This window comes from Enterobacter sp. DTU_2021_1002640_1_SI_PRY_ASU_LCPMC_013 (assembly GCF_032389435.1).
Taxonomy (GTDB): domain Bacteria; phylum Pseudomonadota; class Gammaproteobacteria; order Enterobacterales; family Enterobacteriaceae; genus Enterobacter; species Enterobacter hormaechei_C.
This window is the reverse complement of the sequence record NZ_CP135594.1, coordinates 753268-778808: the sequence shown is the minus strand read 5'-3', so window position 1 is coordinate 778808 and position 25541 is coordinate 753268. Positions and strand designations below refer to the sequence as shown.

Sequence of the window (25541 nt, the reverse complement as noted above, 5' to 3'; positions counted from 1 at the left end):
GACAATGAATACCGAACAGCTAATGACGCTCTGTCAGCGCCATCACGCACTGCTACTCGCAAGCGACGCCGATATGATCAGCATTGCGGTAGTGGGTAATCCTGCCTCTGAGCTGATGGAAGCGTTACGCTTCGCCACGCAGAAGCGTATTGATATTGAGTGCTGGACGGCAGAACGGATGGAAAAACGGCTTCAGTCCGTCTCATCATCACACCTGCCGGGCATAGCGCCAAACTCAGCCGCTGACGTGCTCAGTACAACCTTGCAGCAGGCAGTAAACCAGCGGGCTTCTGACATCCATATTGAACCGACGGAGCACGGCTACCAAATCCGTTTGCGAATCGACGGTGTTCTCTACCCGCAACCGCCGATCTCTGGCGCCCTCGGGACGACGCTTGCCGCACGCCTGAAGGTGCTGGGTCAACTGGATATTGCGGAGCGCCGCCTGCCGCAGGACGGTCAGTTTACGGTGGAGCTGGCAAGCGTCCCCGTCTCTTTTCGTATCGCAACCCTTCCCTGTAGCGGTGGAGAAAAAATCGTGCTTCGTCTGCTTCACCAGGTACAGCAGGCTCTGGAGCTTGAACAGCTGGGGATGAGCGCAGACCAGCAGGCCCGTTTTGCCGGGGCGCTTAACAGCCCTCAGGGGTTGATTCTGGTCACCGGCCCGACCGGTAGCGGGAAAACAGTGACGCTGTACAGCGCGTTACAGGCGCGAAATACCCCTGACGTCAATATTTGCAGCGTGGAAGATCCCGTTGAAATCCCGCTTGCAGGCTTAAACCAGACGCAGATTAATCCGCGTGCGGGGCTGACCTTCCAGAGCGTGCTGCGCGCCCTGCTCAGGCAGGATCCTGACATCATTATGGTGGGTGAAATTCGTGACGGCGAAACGGCAGAAATTGCCATTAAGGCGGCGCAAACCGGACATCTGGTGCTATCCACCCTCCATACTAATTCGACGACTGAAACGCTGGTACGGCTGCAACAGATGGGCGTCGCGCGCTGGATGATCTCTTCGGCGCTCTCGATGGTGATTGCCCAGCGACTGGTGCGCCGTTTATGTCCGTACTGCCGACAGGAAGCCAGCCGCCACACCGAATTACCCCGCACGCTGTGGCCCCGGCCGCTTCCTCGCTGGCAACCCACCGGCTGCGATCGCTGCTACCACGGTTTTTATGGTCGCGTAGCCATTTTTGAAGTGCTCGTCATCGACGACACGCTGCGGCAGGCCATCGCCAGCGGAGCAAGCACGGAGGTGATTGGGTCCAGCGCTCGTCAGGCGGAAATGACCTCTTTGTTTGAGCATGGCTGCATGGCCGTAGAGCAAGGGCTGACCACGCTCGAAGAGCTGTTGCGCGTCCTGGGAATGCCCGATGGCTGCTAATTCGCTCTGGCGCTGGCGTGCCCTGAACACCGGGGGGGAGGTGCAAACCGGCACCCTCTGGGCCATCGATCGTAACGCAGCTTACACGGCTCTGGTGCTTAAACAACTGCACCCGCTGGCGCTAAACCGCTGCCAGCAGCGCCACCGATGGCAGGTGCAGCACTGCTACGATATTTTTCGCCAGCTCGCCACGCTGCTACAGGCCGGACTCACGCTGTCCCAAAGCCTGCACATGCTGGCGGAACAGCATCCTTTGCAGCACTGGCAGGCGCTGCTGCACAGTCTTGCTGATGACCTGAGCGAAGGTTGCGCCCTGTCAGAGGCCATGAAGAAATGGCCAGAGGTGTTTAGCCCTCTTTATGTCTCAATGGTGAAGACGGGTGAGCTAACGGGTAAGCTAGAAGCCTGCTGCCGTCAGCTTGCGCAGCAACAAAAATCCCAGCAGCAGCTCAGTGCAAAGGTGAAGAAAGCGCTGCGCTATCCGCTGATCATCCTGACGCTCGCCGTTTTCGTGGTGCTGGCGATGGTCACGCTGGTTTTGCCTGAGTTTGCTGCAATCTACAAAACGTTCAACACCCCGCTCCCTTTGCTCACGCAGGCAGTCATGGGGCTGGCGGCCTTGATTCAGGCGCATATCCCCACCCTTTTGGCCCTGCTCGTGGCAATGGTTGTCATCGCCTGTAAGCTGCGGCGGCATCCGCGCTGGCAGTATGTCCTGTTACATGTACCGGTGATGGGCACGCTGACGCGCGGGCAAAAACTGGGACAAATTTTTACCGTGCTGTCATTAACCCAGCAGGCCGGAATTGCCTTTTTACAAGGACTGGAGAGTGTGGAGGAGACCGTTGAGAGTGGCTACTGGCAGGAGAAACTCCGTGAGATACGCAGCGATATCGAACAGGGAATACCCGTGTGGTCCTCCTTCCAGAAGGCCTCTGTTTTTACGCCACTGTGTATTCAGCTCATTCGCACCGGAGAAGTGTCGGGTTCACTGGATGTGATGCTGATAAATCTGGCCCGCCACCATACGGAACAGACATTTCAGCAGGCAGACAATCTGGCGGCGCTTCTTGAGCCTTTGCTACTGGTCGTGACGGGTCTGATTATCGGCACGCTGGTGGTGGCAATGTATCTGCCGATTTTCCATCTGGGGGATGCAATGAGCGCGGGGTAATGCTGGCGCACGGACGCGCGCCAGCCGTAGCCGTCAGAGGCTATTGAATACGCGGTTTTCCTGCTCCTGAACGCGGATAAACGTCGTGCGTTTCGTCAGCTCTTTCAGTCGGGAAGCACCAACGTAGGTGCAGGCAGAACGCAGACCGCCGAGGATATCGCGCGCCGTATTTTCGACCGGACCGCGCAGTGGCAGCTTAACGGTTTTGCCTTCCGCCGCACGGTATTTCGCGACACCACCCACGTGACGGGTCATCGCGGATTCAGAGCTCATTCCGTAGAACAGCATGAATTTCTCGCCGTTCTCTTCCACCACGGTACCGCCGCTCTCTTCGTGGCCTGCCAGCATGCCGCCGAGCATCACGAAGTCCGCGCCGCCGCCAAAGGCTTTCGCCACATCGCCTGGCATGGTGCAGCCACCGTCGCTGATGATCTGGCCGCCCAGACCGTGCGCAGCGTCAGCGCATTCAATTACCGCAGACAGCTGCGGATAACCCACACCGGTTTTCACGCGCGTGGTGCAAACGGACCCCGGGCCAATGCCCACTTTCACAATGTCGGCCCCGGAGAGGATCAGCTCTTCACACATTTCACCGGTCACCACGTTGCCCGCGATGATGGTTTTGGTTGGCCAGGCCTCACGTGCCTTGCTGACGAACTGAACGAAATGCTCGGAATAACCATTTGCCACGTCAATGCAGACAAAATTCAGCGCCGGATTGGCGTTCAGGATCTGTTTGGTTTTCTCGAAATCTGCATCAGAGGTACCGGTCGAGACCATCACATGCTTCACCACGTCAGCCGAGGCGGAGGCGACAAACGCATCCCACTCTTCAGCGCTGTAGTGTTTGTGTACCGCAGTAAGGATGTCGAATTGCGCCAGTGCGGTCGCCATCTCGAAGGTCCCGACGGTATCCATGTTGGCCGCGATAATCGGCACGCCAGACCACGTCTGACCGGAATGCTTAAAGGTGAATTGACGTTCGAGTTCAACGTCTGAGCGACTTTTCAGTGTAGAGCGTTTAGGGCGGATAAGAACGTCTTTGAAACCTAACTTCAGATCTTCTTCGATACGCATGTGCGGATTCCTGGGGTTAGAGGCAAATATATTAAAAGCACAACTCCAGTGACGCTATCATACGCACTAATACCTGCTCCGCAAGACTGCGAAATTCTCTTTTTTTACGCTACAATCCTATAAATTTACCTGGTAAAAAGCGGGTAAAGAGAGCTAAACATTGGCTGTTGTAAGTTTGAATTTTAAGCAACTGATTTTAAAACTGAATAATTCCCAGGATCTGATTTAATGGGGTATATCGTCGCATTAACCGGCGGCATCGGTAGTGGTAAAAGCACCGTTGCGCACGCGTTTGCTCGTCTCGGCATCACGATTATCGACGCCGATATCATTGCCCGTCAGGTGGTAGAACCCAATACACCCGCCTTAAACGCCATCGAAGCGCATTTTGGTCGCCCCGTGATACAGGCTGACGGCACCCTGAATCGTCGGCAGCTGCGTGAGTGCATATTTTCCGATCCAGCGGAAAAAGCCTGGCTTAATGCCCTGCTCCACCCCATTATCCACCAGGAAACTCAGCGTCAGATTGCCGCAGCCCGTTCGCCCTATGTGTTGTGGGTGGTCCCGTTACTGGTGGAAAATCAGCTTCAAAATAAAGCAGACAGAACGCTGGTGATTGACGTTTCCCGCGAAACGCAAATCCATAGAACCATGGCGCGTGACCATGTTTCTCGCGAGCATGCTGAACAAATTCTTGCCGCACAGGCCACGCGCGAAGCGCGCCTCGCCATTGCGGATGATGTTATTGATAATAACGGCGCACCAGATGCCATTGCATCGGATGTTGCTCGTCTGCACGCGCAGTATCTGACCTTCGCCGCGCAGGCCGTTGCACAGGAAAAACCATAATGTCGACTCATATCCTTTTTGAGCACCCGCTTAACGAAAAAATGCGTACCTGGCTACGCATAGAATTTCTTATTCAACAGCTTTCACAACATCTGCCTGTCAACGATCACGCCACGGCGCTGCATTTTTTCCGCAACGTGGGCGATCTGCTGGATGTGATTGAACGCGGCGACGTCCGCACTGAGCTGTTGAAAGAGCTGGAGCGCCAGCAGCGTAAATTACAGGCCTGGGCCGAAGTACCGGGCGTGGATCAAAGTCGAATTGACGCTTTACGCCAGCAGCTGAAAAACAGCAGCACGACCCTGATGGCCGCGCCGCGCGTTGGCCAGTTTTTACGAGAGGATCGTCTGATTGCGCTGGTGCGCCAGCGCCTGAGCATACCGGGCGGATGCTGTAGCTTTGACCTGCCAACGCTGCATATGTGGCTGCACATGCCGCAGGAACAGCGCGATCGCCAGGTGAACAGCTGGCTGGGCAGCCTGGAGCCGATGAATCAGACGTTATCCCTGATCCTCGATCTTGTGCGTAACTCTGCCCCGTTCCGCAAACAAACCAGTCTCAACGGTTTCTATCAGGATAACGGCGACGACGCCGATCTTCTGCGCCTGAACCTGTCTCTTGGCGAGCAGCTTTACCCGCAAATTTCCGGGCATAAAAGCCGTTTCGCGATCCGCTTTATGCCGCTGGACAGTGAACATGGCACCGTGCCGGAACGCCTCGATTTTGAACTGGCCTGTTGTTAAGGAGTGCCAATGTCTGACGTAACCACCGTAAACTGCCCAACCTGTGGGAAAACTGTCGTCTGGGGAGAAGTGAGTCCATTTCGCCCATTCTGCTGCAAGCGCTGTCAGCTTATAGACCTGGGCGAATGGGCGGCGGAAGAGAAACGCATTCCGAGCGAAGGCGATCTCTCGGATAGCGATGACTGGAGCGAAAACCAGCAGTAACGTTCAAAGCCTGCTGGCGCTTCGCTCAGCAGGCCTACGGTTGTGCGGCCAGCCGGAGGATCACAGGCTCATTGGCAGGCGGGAATTTTTCCGCATCGCTGGCCTGAAGCTCAATCCAGTTACCCGGCTGTCCCTCTTTCCCCCACGGTTCACCTTCCCAGTTTTCCACCAGCCAGAACCACAGCGTGATGTGCCTGTCCGGAAACTGGTACTCCAGCTTATCGAACAGCGTTGCGCCAAGCGGGGTGATCCCCACCTCTTCCTGAAGCTCACGCACCAGCGCCTGCTCCGGCGTTTCACCTGATTCGATTTTTCCGCCGGGGAATTCCCATTTGTTGGCCATGTGCGCATCGGCGGCACGTTGGGTAATGAAGATCTGATTTTGCGGGTTGCGAATGATCCCGACAGCAATTTGCAGTGTTTTCATCATGTCACTTCCATAAAAAAGGCGCAGATATCTGCGCCTTTTCAGTTTGTTATGTTCTTAACTCAGACGGCCGTGGCACGCCTTGTATTTTTTGCCGGAACCGCATGGGCACGGATCGTTACGACCGACTTTACGATCGCCCGTCTGCGCTGCAATTGCCGCTGCGGCTTCGCTTTCATCGGTCTGATGGCTCAGCTGCTGCATCTGTGCCAGACGCTCAGCTTCTTCACGACGCTGCTGCTCCATCGCTTCCACTTCTTCCGGCATACGCACCTGAACTTTGCTCAGGGTGCTGATGACTTCATACTTCAGCGACTCCAGCATGGCAGCAAACATGGAGAAGGATTCACGCTTGTACTCCTGCTTCGGATCTTTCTGCGCATAACCACGCAGGTGGATACCCTGACGCAGGTAGTCCATTGCCGCCAGATGCTCTTTCCACAGGGAGTCCAGGGTCTGCAACATTACGCCTTTCTCGAAGTGACGCATCATCTCTGCGCCAACCACTTCTTCCTTACGCTTGTAGACGTCCAGCGCGGTTTCGTAGATACGCTCGCGAAGGGTCTCTTCGTGCAGCTCAGGCTCTTTGTCCAGCCACTCTTTGATTGGCAGTTCGAGATCGAAGTCGTTTTTCAGACGTTCCTGCAAACCTTCGATATCCCACATCTCTTCCAGAGACTGCGGCGGAATGTGCGCGTCGATAGTGGCTTTGAACACATCTTCGCGAATGCTGTTGATGGTTTCGCTCACGTCGGACACGTCCAGCAGTTCGTTACGCTGGGTGTAGATCGCACGACGCTGGTCGTTGGCAACGTCATCATATTCCAGCAGCTGCTTACGAATATCGAAGTTGCGGCTTTCCACTTTACGCTGGGCGTTGGCAATCGCTTTGGTAACCCACGGGTGCTCGATCGCTTCGCCAGGTTTCATGCCCAGTTTACGCATCATGCCGGACACACGGTCAGAGGCGAAAATACGCATCAGCGCATCTTCCATAGACAGATAGAAGCGGGAAGAACCGGCATCACCCTGACGACCCGCACGACCGCGCAGCTGGTTATCGATACGACGAGATTCATGACGCTCGGTACCAATGATGTGCAGACCACCGGATGCCAGCACCGCGTCGTGACGCACCTGCCAGTCGGCTTTGATCTGCGCGATTTGCTCTGGGGTTGGGTTTTCCAGCTCCGCCACTTCGGCCTGCCAGCTACCGCCGAGCATAATATCGGTACCACGACCCGCCATGTTGGTGGCGATGGTTACGGCAGCCGGGTAACCCGCCTGCGCAACGATATCTGCTTCTTTAGCGTGGAACTTGGCGTTCAGAACGTTGTGTTTGATGCCCGCTTTAGTCAGCTCGTTAGATACCACTTCGGATTTCTCGATGGAGATGGTCCCCACCAGTACCGGCTGGCCCTTCGCGGTACGTTCGCGAATATCTTCGATGATCGCCTGAATTTTTTCCGCTTCAGTCATGTATACCAGGTCCGGCATATCCTTACGGATCATCGGACGGTTGGTAGGTACTACCACGGTATCCAGCTTATAGATGGAGCTAAACTCAAACGCTTCGGTATCTGCGGTACCGGTCATCCCCGCCAGCTTCTCGTACAGACGGAAGTAGTTCTGGAAGGTGATGGATGCCAGCGTCTGGTTTTCATTTTGAATATCCACGCCTTCTTTCGCTTCCACGGCCTGGTGCAGGCCATCGGACCAGCGACGTCCCTGCATGGTACGGCCGGTGTGTTCATCGACGATGATGACTTCGCCGTCTTTAACGATGTAGTCAACGTCGCGGGTGAACAGGGCGTGCGCGCGCAGTGCGGCCGTTACGTGGTGCATCAGCATGATGTTGCTCGGGGAGTACAGAGACTCGCCCTCTTCCATAATGCCTTCAGCCACCAGTAGCTCTTCGATTTTCACCAGGCCGCGTTCGGTCAGGTTGACCTGACGCGCTTTTTCATCCACGGAGAAGTGACCTTCACCCTGGAAGGTATCGGAGTCTTCTTTCTCCTGACGCAGCAGGTGAGGAATGATTTTGTCGACTTTACGGTACATCTCGGAGCTGTCTTCGGCCGGGCCGGAGATGATCAGCGGGGTACGCGCTTCATCGATCAGAATGGAGTCAACCTCATCCACCAGCGCATAGTGCAGTTTGCGCTGGACGCGCTCTTCCGGGCTGAACGCCATGTTGTCACGCAGGTAGTCGAAGCCGTATTCGTTGTTGGTGCCGTAGGTGATATCCGCGTTATACGCTTCACGCTTGGCAGGTGCCGGCAGGCCGGACATGTTAATGCCCACGGTCATGCCAAGGAATTCGAACAGTGGACGGTTGTTTTCGGCGTCGCGCTGCGCCAGATAGTCGTTGACGGTAACAACGTGAACGCCCTTACCCGTCAGCGCATTCAGGTAAGCCGGCAGCGTTGCCGTCAGGGTTTTACCTTCACCGGTACGCATTTCCGCGATGCAGCGCTCGTTGAGCACCATCCCGCCCAGCAGCTGCACGTCGAAGTGACGCATGCCGAACACGCGTTTACTGGCCTCACGTACAACGGCGAAGGCCTCCGGGATCAGGCTTTCTAAGGTTTCACCTTTCTCCAGACGCGCACGGAACTCCGCGGTTTTCGCTTTCAGCTCATCATCAGTGAGCTTCTCCATCGCCGGTTCCATACCGTTGATGACGTTCACAGCTTTGCGCATGCGGCGCAGGGTACGATCGTTACGACTACCAAAAACTTTGGTTAACAATTTGATTAGCATAATAAATTCTCAAACGCCCCAGTCGGGCAGATAAATTAAGGTATTGAAAAAGGTTAATTTAGCTGAGGCGTTGAGGCCCGGCACGGATGCCGTGAACCTGGCTAATCCATGTCGAAACAGAGAAGGATGCAGGGGAAACAAAATCCGTTTGCGCCGTCTGATTTACGGTCACTGGCGGCTGGTTGTCCTGCGTCAGAAGCGCATTAAGCGTATCGAGCAGGGCAAGATGCTGAGCCTGAACCGGCAGCGTTTCTTCCGCAACAGGCATCGTCTGCGGCGCCATCGCGAACGACAGATGGCGGATGACCGTGCGAATCGCGTGCTGCTGCCAGTAATCAACGGAGAAATTGGGACGACGGCTGGCTTCAAGCCATGCGAGATTAGTGAAGTTAACCCGTGTGGTGAGATCGTGTTTGGTCGTCGTGGAACGTGCTGGCGTCGCCGCGTCTGCGCTGTTGCTGAGCACAGGCAAGCCGAAACTCGCCGCGACCATCCCCAATAAGAGATGCGGCCAGAAGTAACGTCTGCCAAATTGTCGCCAGCGCGTCAGTATTCCGCTCACTTGCTCCACCACGTTCGCCCGCCAGTGCAGGCTGAGTTCAGTTATTCTTTTTTAGCGCCCAGATATTACCACTAAAGCCAATACACGGCAGCAGGAATGACACCTTGCAGCAGGTAAAAACGGTCAATAATGCAGCGAACACACCGTTATTCGGCACCCGACACAGGCCAGGGGTGAGGGGGACAAATTAAAGAAGGGCAGAAATAAAAACGACTGGCTTCCCTGGTCGGAGAGAGTACCAAGTGAACCAGTCGCTTTTCTTACGAAACGGCTTTAACCGTTACGCCAGGACCATAGTCGGGGCTTTGAACGCCAGCGGCAGTTCAGCTTCGTCTTCGAAGGTCACATATTCCCAGGCTTCCTGTTTTGCCAGGACGGCCTGCAACAATTTGTTGTTCAGTGCATGACCGGATTTAAACGCGGTAAATGCACCAATGATGTTGTGACCACACATGAAGAGGTCGCCGATCGCGTCCAGCATTTTGTGACGAACAAATTCATCTTCAAAACGCAGGCCGTCTTCGTTCAGTACGCGATAATCGTCAACAACGATGGCACAATCGAAGCTGCCGCCCAGGCACAGGCCGCGGGATTGCAGATATTCGATATCACGCATAAAGCCGAAGGTACGTGCTCGGCTGATCTGACGCATGAACGCATCCGCAGAGAAGTTCATCGCATAGCGCTGGGTGCTGGAGTCAATCGCCGGATGGTTAAAATCGATGGTGAAGTCCAACGAGAAACCATTGTACGGTTTGAATTCAGCCCATTTGTCGCCATCTTCGACGCGAACGGTCTCTTTAATGCGAACAAATTTCTTCGCGCAGTTCAGTTCTTCGATGCCGGCATCCAGCAACAAATAAACGAACGGAGCAGCACTCCCGTCCATGATCGGGATTTCTGGCGCATCGACTTCAACCATAATGTTGTCGATACCCAGACCCGCCAGGGCGGCGTTCAGGTGCTCTACGGTAGAAATCCGCACGTCATGCTCGTTCACCAGACAAGTACAGAGCATAGTATCACGCACAGATTTGGCATCGGCCGGAAAATCTACCGGTGGATTCAAGTCGGTGCGACGATAGATGACCCCGGTATTGGCCGGCGCAGGGCGTAACGTCAGTGTGACTTTCTTGCCGGTATGTAAACCGACACCCGTCGCCTGAACGATACGTTTAAGTGTCCTTTGTTTGATCATCGTATAATCTCGCCAAATTAACTATCCAACCGAGAGTGTATATCACTAACGGTGGGCCAGTTTAGCACAAAGAGCGCAAATCCCCAAATTCCAGCCAATTCTTAGTCAGCTTGCTTACGCAGGAACGCCGGGATATCCAGATAATCTGGCTCTTTTGCCGTTTGTGGAGTCGGGTCGTTCACCACTTTCGCAGCGGGTTTTTGCTCCTGAGTCAGAGGCGCCATACCGTGCTGCTGGTAACGATCCATAACCGGCTGCTGAGTCTGTTTGTTAGTCACCAGGGTGATCTCAGGACGCTTGTCCATGCCGATACCGGTGGCCACAACGGTCACACGCAGTTCGTCGTTCATTTCCGGATCAAGGGACGTACCGATAACGACGGTCGCGTTGTCAGAGGCGAACGCACGGATGGTGTTACCCACGGTTTCGAACTCATCCAGACGCAGGTCAAAGCCAGCGGTAATGTTGACCAGCACGCCGCGCGCGCCAGACAGATCGATATCTTCCAGCAGTGGAGAAGAGATCGCCATTTCAGCGGCTTCTTCCGCACGGTCTTCACCGCTCGCCACGCCAGAGCCCATCATCGCGTAGCCCATCTCGGACATCACGGTGCGAACGTCTGCAAAGTCAACGTTCATCAGACCAGGACGGGTAATCAGTTCAGCAATACCCTGAACCGCGCCTTTCAGCACGTCGTTTGCCGCGCCAAAGGCGTCCAGCAGAGAGATACCGCGACCCAGCACTTTCAGCAGCTTGTCGTTCGGGATGGTAATCAGAGAGTCCACGTGCTTGGACAGCTCGGTGATACCCTGCTCCGCGAAAGCCATACGCTTCTTACCTTCAAAGTTGAAAGGCTTGGTCACGACAGCAACGGTCAGAATACCTAAATCTTTAGCGACTTCCGCCACAACGGGTGCTGCACCGGTACCTGTACCGCCGCCCATACCCGCTGCGATGAAGACCATGTCTGCACCGTCCAGTGCAGCGCGCAGCGCTTCACGATCTTCTTCTGCCGCGTTGCGGCCCACTTCCGGGTTAGCCCCTGCTCCCAGACCTTTGGTGATGCCACCACCGATCTGAATCGTCTGGCCAACAGCCGTTTTACGCAGCGCCTGCGCATCGGTGTTCACCGCGAAGAATTCAACACCTTCGATGCGCTCGCGCACCATGTGCTCTACGGCGTTACCGCCGCCGCCACCGACGCCGATGACTTTAATCACCGCGTCGTTGGTTAATTCCATAGGTTCAAACATAATCTCTCTCTCCGTTGTGCCTGTCGCCCGAGACCGCTAATTCTCTCCGGTCTCTTAAAAAAATTAAAACTCTTTTCGCAACCAGGTGTTAAGTCGTTTGACCCAAGACCCCACCGAGACGCGTTTTTCCACTTCTGCTTCACCACTCAAATGGGATTCTTTCCCGTAGTGCAGCAGGCCCACGGCCGTTGAGTAATACGGCTCCTGAGCGTAATCCGTTAAACCGGTAATATTCAGCGGCGCACCAATACGCACCTGCGTATGGAACACCCGCTGAGCGCAGGCCGCAAGACCTTCAATTTGCGCTGCCCCGCCGGTTAATACAATCCCCGCCGCGAGATGATGTTTCACACCCTGCTGGCGAAGCTGTTCCTGTAACTGCAAAATCTCTTCGTTGACCAGGTTGAGCAGCTCGGTATAACGCGGCTCAATCACCTCTGCCAGCGTCTGGCGTTGCAGGCTGCGCGGCGGTCGCCCGCCTACGCTCGGCACTTCAACGCTCTCGTCTTTGCCGACGATAGAACCCAGCGCGCAACCATGGCGCACTTTAATCGCCTCTGCATCGCTCGGTGGCGTACCAAAGGCGTAAGCGATATCGCTGGTCACCACATTCCCGGCGTACGGGATCACTTTGGTGTGGCGTAACGCACCGCCGGTATAGACGGCCATGTCCATTGTACCACCACCAATATCGACCACACAGACGCCCAGTTCACGTTCGTCTTCGGTCAGCACGGAATAGCTCGCGGCAAGACCGGCGAAAATGAGTTGGTCAACTTTCAGGCCACAACGTTCAACGGCTTTTACAATGTTCTTCGCCATATCGTTGTGACATGTGATCAGGTGCACTTTTGCCTGCATACGCACGCCCGACAGACCGACCGGATTCTTGATGCCTTCCTGGTAGTCGATCGCGTATTCCTGCGGGATCACATGCAGCACACGGTGCTCGTCGCGAACACGCACGGATTTCGCCGTGTGGACAACGTTCTCAACGTCTTCCTGCGTCACCTCTTCTTCAGAAATCGGCACCATACCGATTTCATTCTGGCAGCTGATGTGCTTACCAGACAGGGCCAGATAGACAGAGGAAATCTGGCAATCTGCCATCAATTCAGCCTGGTCGATGGCGCGCTGAACGCATTTCACCACCGACTCAAGGTCGTTTACCCCACCTTTATCCATACCACGGGAGGGGCAACTGCCCACGCCAATGATATTGACCATACCGTCGGGCAGAACTTCCCCTACCAAAGCGGCAACCTTCGCGGTGCCAATCTCCAGTCCTACTACCAATTTTCTGTCCGTCGACTTGATCATTGTTGTTCTGCCTGTACCTGTGCCTGATTTTGTTGCTGATTAGGTTCCTCGACCGGAGCCGGCTCCCAACCGACTGCTGCGCCTGAGTCATAGCGCAAATCAACGTAGCTTATCCGTTTGCCATCCGTCTGCGCCTGCTGCTGTAAAACCGGGTAAAGTTCTACAAAACGCGCCAGACGTTTCATTGTGTCGCCGCGGCCAAGATTGAGCTTAATGCCATTCGTTAGGGTCAACTGCCAGGAACGGCGCGCCGTCATCGCAGCATCTTTTAACGTAAAGCGATCCTTAGCCAGCACCTGCCCCATCTCACGAAAACCCTGCAATACTTCGTTTTCGCTGCCTTCCGGGCCATACAACATCGGTAAATTCTGCTTGTTGACACGATCGCTCGGGACGCTGAACGAATTTCCGTCTACGTCAACCATATGCTGATCATTCCAACGCGCAATCGGCACATATTCAACCAGATGAATCTTCAATTCATCAGGCCATTGTTTTCTGACACTCGCCTGTTTTATCCACGGCAGACGTTCAATCTGACTCTGGATAATGTTGACGTCCTGCGTCATAAAGGTGCCAGGCGACCCAAGCGCCAGAATCGACTGGCGAATGTCATCGTTACGCGTGTAGTGTCGCTCCCCGGTCACCACCAGCTTCGACAGCGGCAACCGCTGCGCGTCTTCCATCCAGCCCAGCACCATCCAGCCGCTGATAAACACGGTGCACAGCACCCCGAGCAGGAAGATGATCCCTGCAAGACGCGTTCCATTACTCCGGCGCGAAGAGGAGTATTCTTCTTCGTCATCGCGGTTGCGCGTGTTCAATGCAGCCTGAGACATATCAGCCCGCCTGGTCCAGAATACGTACGACTAACTGCGAGAAGCTCATTCCCGCCTGACGCGCCGCCATCGGCACAAGGCTATGGCTGGTCATACCCGGAGACGTGTTTGCTTCCAGCAGATAAAATTGCCCGTCACCGTCAAGCATCACGTCAATGCGTCCCCAGCCACGACATCCCAGCACATTCCAGGCTTTAAGCACCAGAGACTGTAATTCGGCCTCACGCTCTGCTTCAAGACCCGCTGGGCAGAAATATTGCGTCTCATCAGAGAGATACTTCGCCTCATAATCATAGAAGACTCCGGCGGGTTGGATGCGAATTGACGGTAAAATTTCTTCGCCAAGCATCGCGACGGTAAATTCCGGCCCGCTAAGCCATTTTTCAATCAGAACTTCTTCATCATGTTGAAATGCCAGTGCTAAAGCGTCAGCCAAATCTACAGCTTTATCGACTTTGGACATTCCCACGCTCGACCCTTCACGGCTCGGCTTCACAATAACCGGTAAGCCCAGTGCCGCAATGCGTGTATTAACGCTGTCCGACAGACCCAATTCATATTCACGACGCGTCAGTGCAACCCATGGCGCAACGGGCAGGCTCGCCCCCTGCCACAGCAGCTTGCTGCGCAGTTTATCCATGGAGATGGCGGATGCCATCACGCCGCTGCCGGTGTACGGCATACCGATCAGCTCCAGCAGCCCCTGCAACGTGCCGTCTTCACCGCCGCGACCGTGCAACGCGATAAAGGCTTTATCGAAGCCCATCGCTTTCAGCTGCGTGACGTCCACCTCTTTCGGATCAACCGGATGCGCGTCCACGCCACCTTCACGCAGGCCCGCCAGCACGGCAGCGCCCGAATTCAGAGAAACCTCGCGTTCGGCGGAAGTGCCGCCAAACAGGACAGCAATCTTATCAGCCATGACGCTCGTCCTCCTGAGTTTGCGGCTTCAGTTTGATTTCAGCTAAGGTACGGGCGATTTTGCCGATATTTCCCGCGCCCTGAATCAGGATCAGATCGTTACCCGTCAGGACCGGGGCAAGCATTTCAGCCACCTGCGCCGGGTCGGGAACCAGAATAGGATCTACTTTACCGCGTCCACGGATGGTACGACATAAAGAACGACTGTCCGCACCCGGAATCGAAGTTTCACCCGCTGCATAAACATCCAGCATCAGCAGGGTATCGACCTGCGAAAGGACGTTGGCAAAATCGTCATACAGATCGCGGGTACGTGTGTAACGGTGCGGCTGGAAGATCATGACCAGATTCTTTTCCGGCCAACCCGCGCGTGCCGCTTTAATGGTTGCGTCCACTTCCGTCGGATGGTGACCGTAGTCATCGACCAGCATCGCAGACCCTGGCTTACCGTTTACCGGCTCCAGCGGGAATTCACCGAGGAAGTCGAAACGACGGCCCGTCCCCTGGAAGCTCTCCAGTGCGCGCAGGATCGCTTCATCGTCAATGCCTTCTTCTGTCGCAACAGCCACCGCCGCCGCTGCATTCAGGGCGTTGTGACGTCCCGGAGCGTTCAGGGTGACATGCAGCAGGTCTTTATCCTGACGCGCGAGGGTGAAATGCCCCTGCGCACCGATCTGCTTGTAATCTTCTACGCGTACATCAGCGTCTTCGCTGAAGCCGTAGGTCGTAATTTGACGCCCGACGCGCGGCAGCAGTTCGCGAATAACCGGATCGTCCACGCACATCACCGCACGGCCATAGAACGGCAGGTTGTGCAGGAAGTTAATAAAGGTCTGCTTTAAGTTCTCGAAGTCGCCCTGGTAAGTGTCCATATGGTCAGCTTCGATGTTGGTGACGATCGCCACCATCGGCTGTAGATGCAGGAACGACGCATCGCTCTCATCCGCTTCCGCAATCAGATAACGGCTGTGGCCCAGACGCGCATGCACGCCAGCGGCTTTCACCAGACCACCGTTAACGAACGTCGGGTCGAGACCCGCTTCCGCATAAATGCTGGAGACCATCGCTGTTGTGGTGGTTTTACCGTGCGTACCGGCCACCGCAATGCCGTGACGGAAACGCATCAGTTCCGCCAGCATTTCCGCGCGACGGATCACCGGGATGCGCGCCTCATGCGCCGCAACGATTTCCGGGTTATCCGCGGAGATAGCGCTGGACACCACAACCACGCTCGCATCGCTCACGTTTTCCGGGCGATGATTGAAATAGATAGTCGCCCCCAGCGACGCCAGCTGCTGCGTAACAGGGTTTGGCGCCAGGTCAGACCCGCTGATCTGATAGCCTTCGTTAGCTAACACTTCGGCAATACCGCCCATGCCAGCACCACCGATGCCGACAAAGTGAATGTGCCGGACGCGACGCATCTCGGGCACGATAGAACGCAGTTTTGCCAGTTGTTGTGTATTCATTCTCTAAACGCCATCGACTACTTCAAAAAAATCGTGCAGCGCAACACGCACTGCGAGAATTATGCCTGGGCTGCCAGGCTCACTTCTTTTGCCACCCGTTCCGTTGCATCCGGGATAGCGGTCGCGCGTGCGCGTTGCGCCATCTCCAGTAATACATCCCGGTTCCAGCCCGCCAGGGTAGTGGCGACCGCATCAGCGGTAAATTGTGGCTGCTCAAAAATCTTCGCTGCGCCCGCTTTCTCAAGCGGCAGCGCATTCCAGTACTGCTGTCGGTCTTTGTGCTGGAACGGCACAAACAGCGCCGGCAAACCGGCGGCGGCGATTTCGCTCACCGTCAGCGCGCCCGAACGACAGACCACAACATCGGCCCAGGCATAGGCTGCGGCCATATCATCAATAAATTCAGTCACTTTATGCTGCGGCTGACCTTCCTGCGCGTAGGCCTGCTCAACGGTCTGCTGAGCGCCCTTCCCGCTCTGGTGCCAGATGGTCACCGCATCACCCAGTTTTGCCGCAACCTGCGGCATCGTCTGGTTTAAAATACGTGCGCCCTGGGAACCGCCGACGACCAGCACGCGCACCGGCCCTTCGCGACCCGCCAGACGCGTATCTGGCAGCGGCAGCGCCAGCACGTCCACACGCACCGGATTCCCTACGACATCCGCTTTCGGGAATGCCCCGGGGAAGGCCTGCATAACTTTGGTGGCGATTTTTGCCAGCCATTTGTTGGTCAACCCGGCAATACCGTTCTGCTCATGCAGAACAACGGGGATGCCCAGTGACCACGCCGCCAGTCCTCCCGGACCGGAAACGTAACCGCCCATGCCCAGAACGACGTCAGGCTTAAAACGCTTCATAATGGCGCGCGCCTGACGCCAGGCATTGAAAATGCGCACCGGCGCCAGCAGCAGCGCCTTGATCCCTTTGCCACGAAGGCCAGAAATACGAATAAAGTCGATCTCGATACCGTGTTTAGGTACCAGGTCGGCTTCCATGCGGTCTGCGGTTCCCAGCCAGCGTACCTGCCAGCCCTGTTCCATTAAATGGTGCGCAACCGCCAGTCCCGGGAACACGTGTCCGCCGGTCCCGCCTGCCATCACCATTAACCGCTTCGGTTGATTCATCGTGAACCTCGTGTAAACGCCTGAGCTTTCTCCAGACGCGTTTCATAATCTATACGTAACAAAAACATGATGGCCGTCGACATGATCAACAGACTCGAACCACCATAACTGATCAACGGCAACGTCAGACCTTTGGTCGGCAGCATACCCGCTGCCGCCCCGACGTTTACCAGCGCCTGGAAGCTAAACCAGATACCAATTGAGCAGGCCAGGAAACCGGAGAAGCGGTGATCGATCTCCAGCGCTTTCCGGCCAATCGACATGGCGCGGAAAGCGACGAAGAATACCATTAATAGCGCCAATACCACACCGATATAACCCAGTTCTTCCCCAATAATGGAGAAGATGAAGTCGGTGTGCGCCTCCGGTAAATACTCCAGTTTTTGCACCGAGTTGCCCAGGCCTTGACCCCAGACTTCGCCGCGGCCAAACGCCATCAGCGACTGCGTCAGCTGGTAACCGCTGCCGAACGGATCTTCCCATGGGTTCCAGAACGAGGTCACACGGCGGATACGGTATGGTTCGGCGAGGATCAGCAGCACCACCGCCGAAATCCCCATCCCGATGATGGCAATGAACTGCCACAGTTTTGCGCCCGCCAGGAACAGCATCGCCAGCGTAGTGACAAACAGTACGACTACCGTACCGAGGTCGGGCTGCGCCAGCAGCAGGATCGCGAGGACCAGAATCACGCCCATCGGTTTTAAGAAGCCGCGAAGGTTGTTACGAACTTCGTCAACTTTACGCACCAGGTAGTTAGCCAGGTAGCAGAACAACGACAGTTTGGTGAACTCCGCCGGCTGAATACGCAGTGGGCCAAAGGCAATCCAGCGTGATGCTCCGTTAACGGAGCTCCCGACGACCAGCACGATCAACAGCATGATGATTGAGGCGATGAGCATGGCCGTACTGTGCCGCTGCCAGAACGACATCGGCAGGCGTAAGGTGATCAGCGCCAGGCAGAACGCGAGAATGATGTACAGCCCGTCACGCTTGGCAAACAGGAACGGGTCGTTTGCCAGACGCTGTCCGACAGGCATTGACGCCGAGGTGACCATAATAAAGCCGATCGCCGCCAGCCCCAGCGTGAGCCAGAACAGCGTGCGGTCGTACATGATCAGGCTATCGGAATCTTTATCCCGTGAAGCCATCACCCAGCCTTTCAGCGCCGTAAACAGCCATACCGGGATACCAAATCCTGGCAGGCGCGGCATTTTCAGGCGAGGGAGAGATAAACGCATCAGCCTAACTCCTTCGCCAGGCGGGTAAAGACATCACCCCGCTGTTCGAAACTCTTGAATTGATCGAGGCTGGCACAGGCTGGCGAGAGCAGTACCATATCGCCGGGCTTCACGCGTGGGGCGATGAGGCGCATCGCCTGCTCCATGGTCTCGGTTTGCTCGGCGACTTCAGGACGCAACGCCGCCAGCTCGCTGCCATCGCGGCCAAAGCAATACAGGCGCACGTTCTCACCGTTGAGGTACTGCTTCAGCGAGGAGAAGTCAGCCGATTTACCGTCGCCGCCCAGCAGCAGGTGTAGCGTGCCATCAACGTGCAAACCGTTCAGTGCCGCCTCGGTGCTACCCACGTTGGTCGCTTTGGAATCGTTAATCCAGCGTACGCCGTTGTGCTCCAGCGCCAGCTGGAAACGGTGCGCCAGGCCTGTAAAGGTGGTGAGCGCCTTCAGGCTTGAAGATCGCGGCAGGCCAACGGCATCCGCCAGCGCCAGCGCCGCCAGGGCATTGGTGTAGTTATGCTGGCCGGAGAGCATCATTTCTTTCACGTTCAGCACTTTCTCACCTTTCACGCGTAGCCAGGTTTCGCCCTGCTGACGATTAAGGTGATAGTCACCCATGTTAATACCGAAGCTAATGCAGCGTTCGTCTGCGCCGCGCACCGGCATGGTGAGTGCATCATCGGCATTCACTACGCAAACTTTGGCATTTTCATAAACGCGCAGTTTGGCCGCACGGTACTGCTGCAAGCCGAACGGGTATCTGTCCATATGATCTTCGGTGACGTTTAGGATGGTCGCCGCCGCCGCATGCAGGCTTGAAGTGGTTTCCAGCTGGAAGCTGGAAAGCTCAAGGACGAACAGCTCACACCCTTTATCAAGCAGCATCAGAGCGGGCAGACCAATGTTACCGCCAACGCCGACATTTTTGCCCGCCGCCTTCGCCATTTCCCCCACCAGCGTGGTGACGGTGCTTTTACCGTTTGAACCGGTAATGGCGACGATCGGGGCCTGCGCCTCCCGGCAGAACAGTTCGATATCGCCGACAATCTCAACGCCCGCATCCGCGGCGGCGCTCAGGGAAGGATGCGCCAGTGCCATACCGGGACTGGCAACAATCAGATCGGCGGCCAGCAGCCACTCATCATTCAGACCACCCAGGTGGCGTTCAACCTGCTCCGGCAGCTTGTCCAGACCCGGCGGAGAGACGCGCGTATCCATCACGCGCGGCGTCACGCCACGCGCAAGGAAAAAGTCCACGCAGGAGAGGCCGGTGAGGCCCAACCCGATGATTACGACTTTTTTGCCCTGGTAATCTGCCATGATTAACGTACCTTCAGCGTTGCCAGGCCAATCAGCACCAGCATCAGCGAAATAATCCAGAAGCGCACAATGACGCGCGGCTCCGGCCAGCCTTTCAGTTCATAGTGGTGGTGAATCGGTGCCATACGGAAGATGCGCTGACCGCGCAGCTTGAAGGAACCGACCTGCAAAATCACCGACAGGGTCTCAACCACAAACACACCGCCCATGATCACCAGCAGGAACTCCTGACGCAGCAGCACGGCGATAATGCCCAGCGCGCCGCCCAGCGCCAGTGAACCGACGTCGCCCATAAAGACCTGCGCCGGATAGGTGTTAAACCACAGGAAGCCCAGCCCCGCCCCGACAATCGCCGTACAGACGATCACCAGCTCACCCGCATGTCGCAGGTACGGGATGTGCAGGTAGTTTGCAAAGTTCATGTTACCGGTCGCCCACGCCACCAGCGCGAAACCGCCCGCGACAAACACGGTTGGCATGATGGCCAGGCCGTCCAGACCATCGGTCAGGTTGACGGCGTTGCCGGTGCCGACGATCACAAAGTAAGCCAGCAGAATGTAGAACAGCCCCAGCTGCGGCATCACGTCTTTGAAGAACGGCACCACCAGCTCGGTGGCCGGGGTGTCTTTTCCTGCCAGGTAAAGCGCGAAGGCCACGCCCAGCGCAATCACCGACATCCAGAAATACTTCCAGCGGGCGATCAAACCTTTGGTGTCTTTGCGCACGACTTTACGATAGTCGTCAACAAAACCAATGATTCCGTAGCCAACCAGAACGGTCAGCACGCACCAGACGTAGGGGTTAGACGGATAGGCCCACAGCAGAACGGACACCACAATCGCGGTCAGGATCATGATCCCGCCCATGGTCGGCGTACCGCGCTTGCTGAAGTGCGATTCCGGACCGTCGTTGCGCACAACCTGGCCGAAAGAGAGTTTTTGCAGACGGGCAATCATGCGCGGGCCCATCCACAGCGAGATGAACAGCGCAGTCAGCAGGCTGACGATGGCGCGAAACGTCAGATAGGAAAAGACGTTAAAGCCTGAGTAATATTTGACCAAATGTTCGGCCAGCCAAACTAACATGTCCCGTTCTCCTGTAATGCGTGCACAACCTCTTCCATGGCGGCACTACGTGAACCTTTAACTAAAACAGTCACAATCTGTTTTTCTGTAATCAATGCCTTCAGGCGTTCGATCAGTGCAGATTTATCGGCAAAATGTTCGCCAACTTCACTGGCATCGGAAATGGCCTTGCTCAGCGTGCCTGCGCTCAATACGCGGTCAAGCCCGGCGGCTTTCGCCGCTTCACCCACCTGAACATGGCAGGCTTCGCTTTCATCACCCAGCTCGGCCATATCGCCCACAACCATCACGCGATAGCCCGGCATCTCAGACAAGACCTGCACGGCCGCCGTCATGGAGCCGACGTTAGCGTTGTAGGAGTCATCCAGCAGAAGTTTGTTTTCAGCCAGCTGGATCGGGAAAAGACGCCCCGGCACGGCTTTTAAATTTGCCAGACCTGCTTTGATCGCCGCGTGTGAGGCACCTACCGCCATTGAGAGCGCTGCCGCAGCAAGCGCATTGGCAATGTTATGACGACCGGGCAGGGGCAGCAGCACCTCGATGTCGCCCGTTGGGGTCGTGAGGGTGAACTCGGTGCCGTGTGACGTCACATGAATGTTGGTCGCCGAAAAATCACTGTTTGCCGCATTAGGTGAGAAGCGCCAGGTTTTGCGTGAACCAATAATGCTCTGCCAGTTCAGCCAGTCGTTGTTATCGGCATTCATAATGGCGATGCCGTCATCCGGCAGGCCGGTATAAATTTCACCTTTCGCTTTCGCCACACCGGCCAGCGAACCAAAACCTTCAAGATGTGCCGCCGCCAGGTTATTCACCAGCGCCGCTTCCGGACGCGTCAGGCTCACGGTCCAGGCGATTTCGCCCTGATGGTTAGCCCCTAACTCAATCACCGCATATTCATGCTCGTGGGTCAGGCGCAGCAGCGTCATCGGTACACCGATGTCATTATTAAGGTTGCCCGCCGTATAAAGCGTGTTACCGCACTGGCTAAGGATCGCCGCCGTCATCTCTTTAACGGAGGTTTTGCCCGACGAGCCCGTCAGCGCCACGACGCGTGTTGGCACCTGCTGGCGAACCCATGCCGCCAGCTCGCCAAACGCCAGGCGCGTATCTTTCACCACAATCTGCGGCAAATCGATATCGAGCTTACGGCTGACCAGCAGCGCGCCCGCGCCGTTATCTTTAGCCTGTTGCGCAAAATCGTGGGCGTCAAAACGCTCGCCCTTCAGCGCCACAAACAGGCAGCCCGCCGTCACCTTACGGGTGTCGGTGGTCACAGCCTCAATGGTTAGATCCTGACCATGCAGCATCCCCTGCAATACCGCAGCGGCCTGGCTTAACGTAATGCTAATCATGCCACCACTCCCAGCAGACGCGCTGCCGTCACGCGGTCGGAGTAATCCAGACGACGATTGCCGACGATCTGATAATCTTCATGACCTTTACCGGCCAGCAGAACCACATCGTTCTCCTGCGCCTGCATAATGGCATTAGTCACGGCCTCCGCACGGCCTTCGACCACGCGCGCACGACCCGCATCCAGCATGCCCGCCAGAATGTCATTGATAATGGCCCGCGGCTCTTCGGTACGCGGGTTGTCATCGGTTACCACGGGAATATCCGCGAACTGCTCAGCGATGGCGCCCATCAGCGGACGTTTGCCCTTGTCGCGATCGCCACCGCAGCCAAACACGCACCAGAGCTTGCCTGCGCAGTGCAGACGCGCCGCTTCCAGCGCTTTTTCCAGCGCATCCGGCGTGTGTGCGTAATCCACGACCACCGTCGGCTTGCCCGGCGCGCTGAACACTTCCATGCGGCCACAGACCGGTTGCAAACGCTCAGACGTTTTCAGCAGATCCGCCATCGGGTAGCCCAGCGCCAGCAGCGTCGCCAGCGCCAGCAGCAGGTTACTGACGTTAAAGGCCCCCATCAGGCGGCTTTCAATTTCACCTTCGCCCCAGGTGGAAGCGAAGCGGATCGTCGCCCCACTATCGTGGTAGTTCACCTCGACCGCCTTCAGCCAGCGGCCGCGGCAGTTCGGATTAATGCGATCTTCCATCGACACCGCCACCGCATCCGGCAGTTTTTCCAGCCAGCGGCGACCGACTTCGTCGTCGGCGTTAATGATCGCCTGCCCGTGGTGGTGAGTGGAATAAAGCAGCCATTTCGCCGCTTCGTAGTGCTCCATATCACCATGATAATCAAGGTGATCGCGGCTCAGGTTAGTAAAGACAGAGGCAGCAAATTTCAGGGCCGCCACGCGATGTTGTACCAGACCATGGGAAGAGACTTCCATCGCAGCGAAGGTCGCCCCCTGCTCAGCGAGGCCCGCCAGCACACGCTGCACGTCAACCGCCGAGCCTGTAGTGTTTTCCGTCGGGCTTACTTTGCCCAGAAGACCGTTCCCCACCGTGCCCATGACGGCACCGGTTTCGCCCAGCAGCTGTGCCCACTGCGCCATCAGCTGAGTGGTGGTGGTTTTTCCGTTGGTTCCTGTCACGCCAACCAGCTTTAACTGATCGGAAGGTTCGTTGTAAAAACGTCCTGCCAGCGCGGAGAGACGCTCATTCAGCTGGCTGAGATAGATGACCGGCACGCCGTGCATTTCACGGATCTCACCGTCTGTTGCCTCATCTTTGGCCTCAGCAATAATGGCAGCAACACCTTGCGCAATCGCCTGCGGGATATAACGACGCCCGTCCGCCTGATGACCCACCACTGCCACAAAAAGATCGCCAGAAGCCGCTACGCGGCTGTCCAGTACCATCTCTCGCAGTGCTCGCGCAGGTAGCATAGGCACCCACGGAGCAAGAAGGTCGCGCAAATTACGATCTGCCACCTGTTCCCTCGCCTTGATTAATTACAAATTCACTTTTTTCGCCCGTCGCCAGCGCATCCGGTTCAATGTTCATGGTGCGCAACACGCCGCCCATAATAGCCCCGAACACAGGCGCGGAGACGGCGCCGCCGTAGTATTTACCCGCCTGCGGATCGTTGATGACGACCACCAGCGCAAAACGCGGATTGCTTGCAGGCGCTACGCCTGCGGTATAGGCAATGTATTTGTTGATATAGCGGCCGTCCGGCCCGACTTTTTTCGCTGTACCGGTTTTAATGGCGATACGATAGCCCTTAATTGCGGCCTTCACGCCGCCACCGCCAGGTAACGCGACGCTTTCCATCATATGCACGACGGTACGAACGATAGATTCCGGGAAAACACGTTCCCCCGGAACCGGTGGATCAACTTTGGTGATCGACAGCGGACGATAAATGCCATAGCTGCCAATCGTTGCGTAGACTCGCGCTAACTGTAAGGGAGTTACCATTAGCCCGTAGCCGAAAGAGAAGGTGGCCCTCTCTATGTCAGACCACCGTTGTTTTTGAGGATATAAGCCACTGCGTTCTCCGACCAACCCCAAATTGGTCGCCTTTCCCAGCCCAAAACGTGAGTAAGTATCTACTAACGCTGAGGACGGCATCGCTAACGCCAGTTTTGACACACCGACGTTACTCGACTTCTGTAAGACCCCGGTCAGGGTCAGTTCGCTGTAACGTGCCACGTCTTTGATTTCGTGACCGTTAATTCGATAAGGGATCGTATTCAGAACGGTATTTTCGTTGACGATGCCTCGCTGTAGAGCCGTCATCACCACCATAGGTTTTACGGTTGAGCCGGGTTCAAACACATCGGTGATGGAGCGGTTACGCATTGCATCTTTTGCTGTACCGGCAAAATTATTCGGATTGTATGAGGGGCTACTGGCCATCGCCAGCACTTCACCTGTCGCCACATCCACCAGCACGGCGCTGCCCGATTCCGCCTTGTTAAACGCGACGGCGTTGTTCAGCTCACGATAGACCAGCGCCTGCAAGCGTTCATCAATACTCAGGGCCAGGTTGTGCGCGGCCTGGCTGTCTGTCGAGGAAATGTCTTCAATGACGCGACCATAGCGGTCTTTACGCACGATTCGCTCGCCAGGCTGGCCGGTAAGCCACTTGTCGAAGCTTTTTTCAACGCCCTCAATCCCCTGGCTATCCACGTTGGTAAAGCCAATCAGGTGCGCGGTGACTTCGCCCGAAGGATAGTAACGGCGGGATTCTTCCCGCAGATGAATGCCCGGCAGCTTCAGTTTCTTAATGTAGTCAGCCATGTCAGGGTTCACCTGACGGGCAAGATAGATAAAGCGCCCTTTCGGGTTGGCGTTAACGCGCGACGCCAGCTGATCCAGCGGCATTTTCAACGCGTCTGAGAGCGCCTTCCAGCGGTTATCAAGGGTGATCCCGCCTGCGTCGTGTAACTCTTTCGGATCGGCCCAGATCGCCTTCACCGGCACGCTCACCGCCAGCGGACGGCCGGAACGATCGGTGATCATCCCACGAGAGGTAGAAACTTCCTGCACGCGCAGAGAACGCATATCACCCTGACGTACCAGCATGTCAGGCGCGATGATTTGTAGCCACGCCACGCGTCCCAGCAGGAAACCCAGCGCCAGTAAAATGCAGCCGCAAAGCAACGCAAAACGCCAACTGACAAAGTTGGCCTGTTCTTCCTGGCGTTTTGGTTTTAGCGTTTTTGCCGCTGCTTTCATGCG

At 56.3% G+C, this 25541-nt stretch carries 22 protein-coding genes; 5 read left to right on the top strand and 17 right to left on the bottom strand.

Annotated features, from left to right (window positions below; all coding sequences use genetic code 11):
- Positions 1 to 4: 4 nt before the first annotated feature.
- Both gspE and hofC read left to right on the top strand, forming a co-directional pair.
- Entirely contained in the window at positions 5 to 1384 is a 1380-nt protein-coding gene (gspE, locus tag RS584_RS03740) for a type II secretion system protein GspE (RefSeq protein WP_315748957.1), read from the top strand.
- Positions 1374 to 2558: a protein transport protein HofC gene (gene hofC, locus RS584_RS03735; protein ID WP_315748956.1), complete on the top strand. Its 1185-nt coding sequence runs from the start codon at positions 1374 to 1376 to the stop codon at positions 2556 to 2558. Before gspE ends, hofC begins: the two co-directional genes overlap by 11 nt.
- A 33-nt stretch (positions 2559 to 2591) precedes the next feature.
- Here the strand turns inward: hofC and RS584_RS03730 are convergent, their stop codons facing one another.
- Positions 2592 to 3635, bottom strand: coding sequence for a GMP reductase (locus RS584_RS03730; protein WP_017383777.1), 1044 nt, complete (start codon positions 3633 to 3635; stop codon positions 2592 to 2594).
- A gap of 228 nt (positions 3636 to 3863) precedes the next feature.
- Between RS584_RS03730 and coaE the strand changes: the two genes are divergently transcribed.
- Genes coaE through yacG form a run of 3 tightly spaced genes read left to right on the top strand, consistent with a single transcriptional unit; the run spans position 3864 to position 5431 of the window.
- Positions 3864 to 4484, top strand: coding sequence for a dephospho-CoA kinase (gene coaE / locus RS584_RS03725; RefSeq protein WP_315748955.1), 621 nt, complete (start codon positions 3864 to 3866; stop codon positions 4482 to 4484).
- Positions 4484 to 5227: a cell division protein ZapD gene (gene zapD / locus RS584_RS03720; RefSeq protein WP_015572676.1), complete on the top strand. Its 744-nt coding sequence runs from the start codon at positions 4484 to 4486 to the stop codon at positions 5225 to 5227. The genes coaE and zapD overlap by 1 nt, the downstream gene beginning before the upstream one ends.
- Positions 5228 to 5236: 9 nt before the next feature.
- Positions 5237 to 5431: a DNA gyrase inhibitor YacG gene (gene yacG, locus RS584_RS03715; RefSeq protein WP_003856332.1), complete on the top strand. Its 195-nt coding sequence runs from the start codon at positions 5237 to 5239 to the stop codon at positions 5429 to 5431.
- A gap of 34 nt (positions 5432 to 5465) precedes the next feature.
- Here yacG and mutT read toward each other — a convergent pair whose 3' ends face one another.
- The 16 genes from mutT to ftsI form a co-directional block, all read right to left on the bottom strand.
- Complete coding sequence (gene mutT / locus RS584_RS03710) at positions 5466 to 5858, bottom strand: 8-oxo-dGTP diphosphatase MutT (RefSeq protein WP_026080649.1); 393 nt, start codon at positions 5856 to 5858, stop codon at positions 5466 to 5468.
- Between the two features lie 57 nt (positions 5859 to 5915).
- Positions 5916 to 8621 (bottom strand): preprotein translocase subunit SecA, encoded by a 2706-nt coding sequence (gene secA, locus RS584_RS03705; RefSeq protein ID WP_015572673.1) that lies wholly within the window; start codon positions 8619 to 8621, stop codon positions 5916 to 5918.
- Positions 8622 to 8679: 58 nt separating this feature from the next.
- A complete protein-coding gene (secM, locus tag RS584_RS03700; protein ID WP_032103219.1) occupies positions 8680 to 9183 on the bottom strand; it encodes a secA translation cis-regulator SecM in 504 nt (167 codons plus the stop codon).
- A 280-nt stretch (positions 9184 to 9463) separates the two neighbouring features.
- The gene (gene lpxC, locus RS584_RS03695; RefSeq protein ID WP_003856337.1) at positions 9464 to 10381 is read right to left on the bottom strand and encodes a UDP-3-O-acyl-N-acetylglucosamine deacetylase; all 918 of its coding nucleotides are present in this window, start codon (positions 10379 to 10381) and stop codon (positions 9464 to 9466) included.
- Positions 10382 to 10482: 101 nt separating this feature from the next.
- Positions 10483 to 11634: a cell division protein FtsZ gene (ftsZ, locus tag RS584_RS03690; protein WP_003856338.1), complete on the bottom strand. Its 1152-nt coding sequence runs from the start codon at positions 11632 to 11634 to the stop codon at positions 10483 to 10485.
- Between the two features lie 63 nt (positions 11635 to 11697).
- Positions 11698 to 12954 carry a cell division protein FtsA gene (gene ftsA, locus RS584_RS03685; RefSeq protein WP_003856340.1) on the bottom strand — a complete coding sequence of 419 codons (1257 nt, stop codon included), beginning with the start codon at positions 12952 to 12954 and terminating at the stop codon, positions 11698 to 11700.
- Positions 12951 to 13793, bottom strand: a complete 843-nt coding sequence (gene ftsQ, locus RS584_RS03680) for a cell division protein FtsQ (RefSeq protein ID WP_003856342.1) — start codon at positions 13791 to 13793, stop codon at positions 12951 to 12953. Before ftsQ ends, ftsA begins: the two co-directional genes overlap by 4 nt.
- A 1-nt stretch (position 13794) precedes the next feature.
- On the bottom strand, positions 13795 to 14715 hold the full coding sequence (locus RS584_RS03675) for a D-alanine--D-alanine ligase (protein ID WP_047733157.1): 921 nt from the start codon (positions 14713 to 14715) through the stop codon (positions 13795 to 13797).
- Positions 14708 to 16183, bottom strand: a complete 1476-nt coding sequence (gene murC / locus RS584_RS03670; protein WP_315748954.1) for a UDP-N-acetylmuramate--L-alanine ligase — start codon at positions 16181 to 16183, stop codon at positions 14708 to 14710. The genes RS584_RS03675 and murC overlap by 8 nt, the downstream gene beginning before the upstream one ends.
- A 59-nt stretch (positions 16184 to 16242) precedes the next feature.
- Positions 16243 to 17307 (bottom strand): undecaprenyldiphospho-muramoylpentapeptide beta-N-acetylglucosaminyltransferase, encoded by a 1065-nt coding sequence (gene murG, locus RS584_RS03665; protein WP_022650395.1) that lies wholly within the window; start codon positions 17305 to 17307, stop codon positions 16243 to 16245.
- Positions 17304 to 18548 carry a cell division protein FtsW gene (ftsW, locus tag RS584_RS03660; RefSeq protein ID WP_315748953.1) on the bottom strand — a complete coding sequence of 415 codons (1245 nt, stop codon included), beginning with the start codon at positions 18546 to 18548 and terminating at the stop codon, positions 17304 to 17306. The genes murG and ftsW overlap by 4 nt, the downstream gene beginning before the upstream one ends.
- Complete coding sequence (gene murD, locus RS584_RS03655; protein ID WP_047364708.1) at positions 18548 to 19864, bottom strand: UDP-N-acetylmuramoyl-L-alanine--D-glutamate ligase; 1317 nt, start codon at positions 19862 to 19864, stop codon at positions 18548 to 18550. Before murD ends, ftsW begins: the two co-directional genes overlap by 1 nt.
- Before the next feature lie 2 nt (positions 19865 to 19866).
- The gene (gene mraY, locus RS584_RS03650) at positions 19867 to 20949 is read right to left on the bottom strand and encodes a phospho-N-acetylmuramoyl-pentapeptide-transferase (RefSeq protein ID WP_003856353.1); all 1083 of its coding nucleotides are present in this window, start codon (positions 20947 to 20949) and stop codon (positions 19867 to 19869) included.
- Positions 20943 to 22301 carry a UDP-N-acetylmuramoyl-tripeptide--D-alanyl-D-alanine ligase gene (murF, locus tag RS584_RS03645; RefSeq protein ID WP_023303078.1) on the bottom strand — a complete coding sequence of 453 codons (1359 nt, stop codon included), beginning with the start codon at positions 22299 to 22301 and terminating at the stop codon, positions 20943 to 20945. The genes mraY and murF overlap by 7 nt, the downstream gene beginning before the upstream one ends.
- The gene (gene murE / locus RS584_RS03640) at positions 22298 to 23785 is read right to left on the bottom strand and encodes a UDP-N-acetylmuramoyl-L-alanyl-D-glutamate--2,6-diaminopimelate ligase (RefSeq protein WP_017383786.1); all 1488 of its coding nucleotides are present in this window, start codon (positions 23783 to 23785) and stop codon (positions 22298 to 22300) included. The genes murF and murE overlap by 4 nt, the downstream gene beginning before the upstream one ends.
- Positions 23772 to 25538 carry a peptidoglycan glycosyltransferase FtsI gene (gene ftsI, locus RS584_RS03635; protein ID WP_003856361.1) on the bottom strand — a complete coding sequence of 589 codons (1767 nt, stop codon included), beginning with the start codon at positions 25536 to 25538 and terminating at the stop codon, positions 23772 to 23774. Before ftsI ends, murE begins: the two co-directional genes overlap by 14 nt.
- Positions 25539 to 25541: the final 3 nt, after the last annotated feature.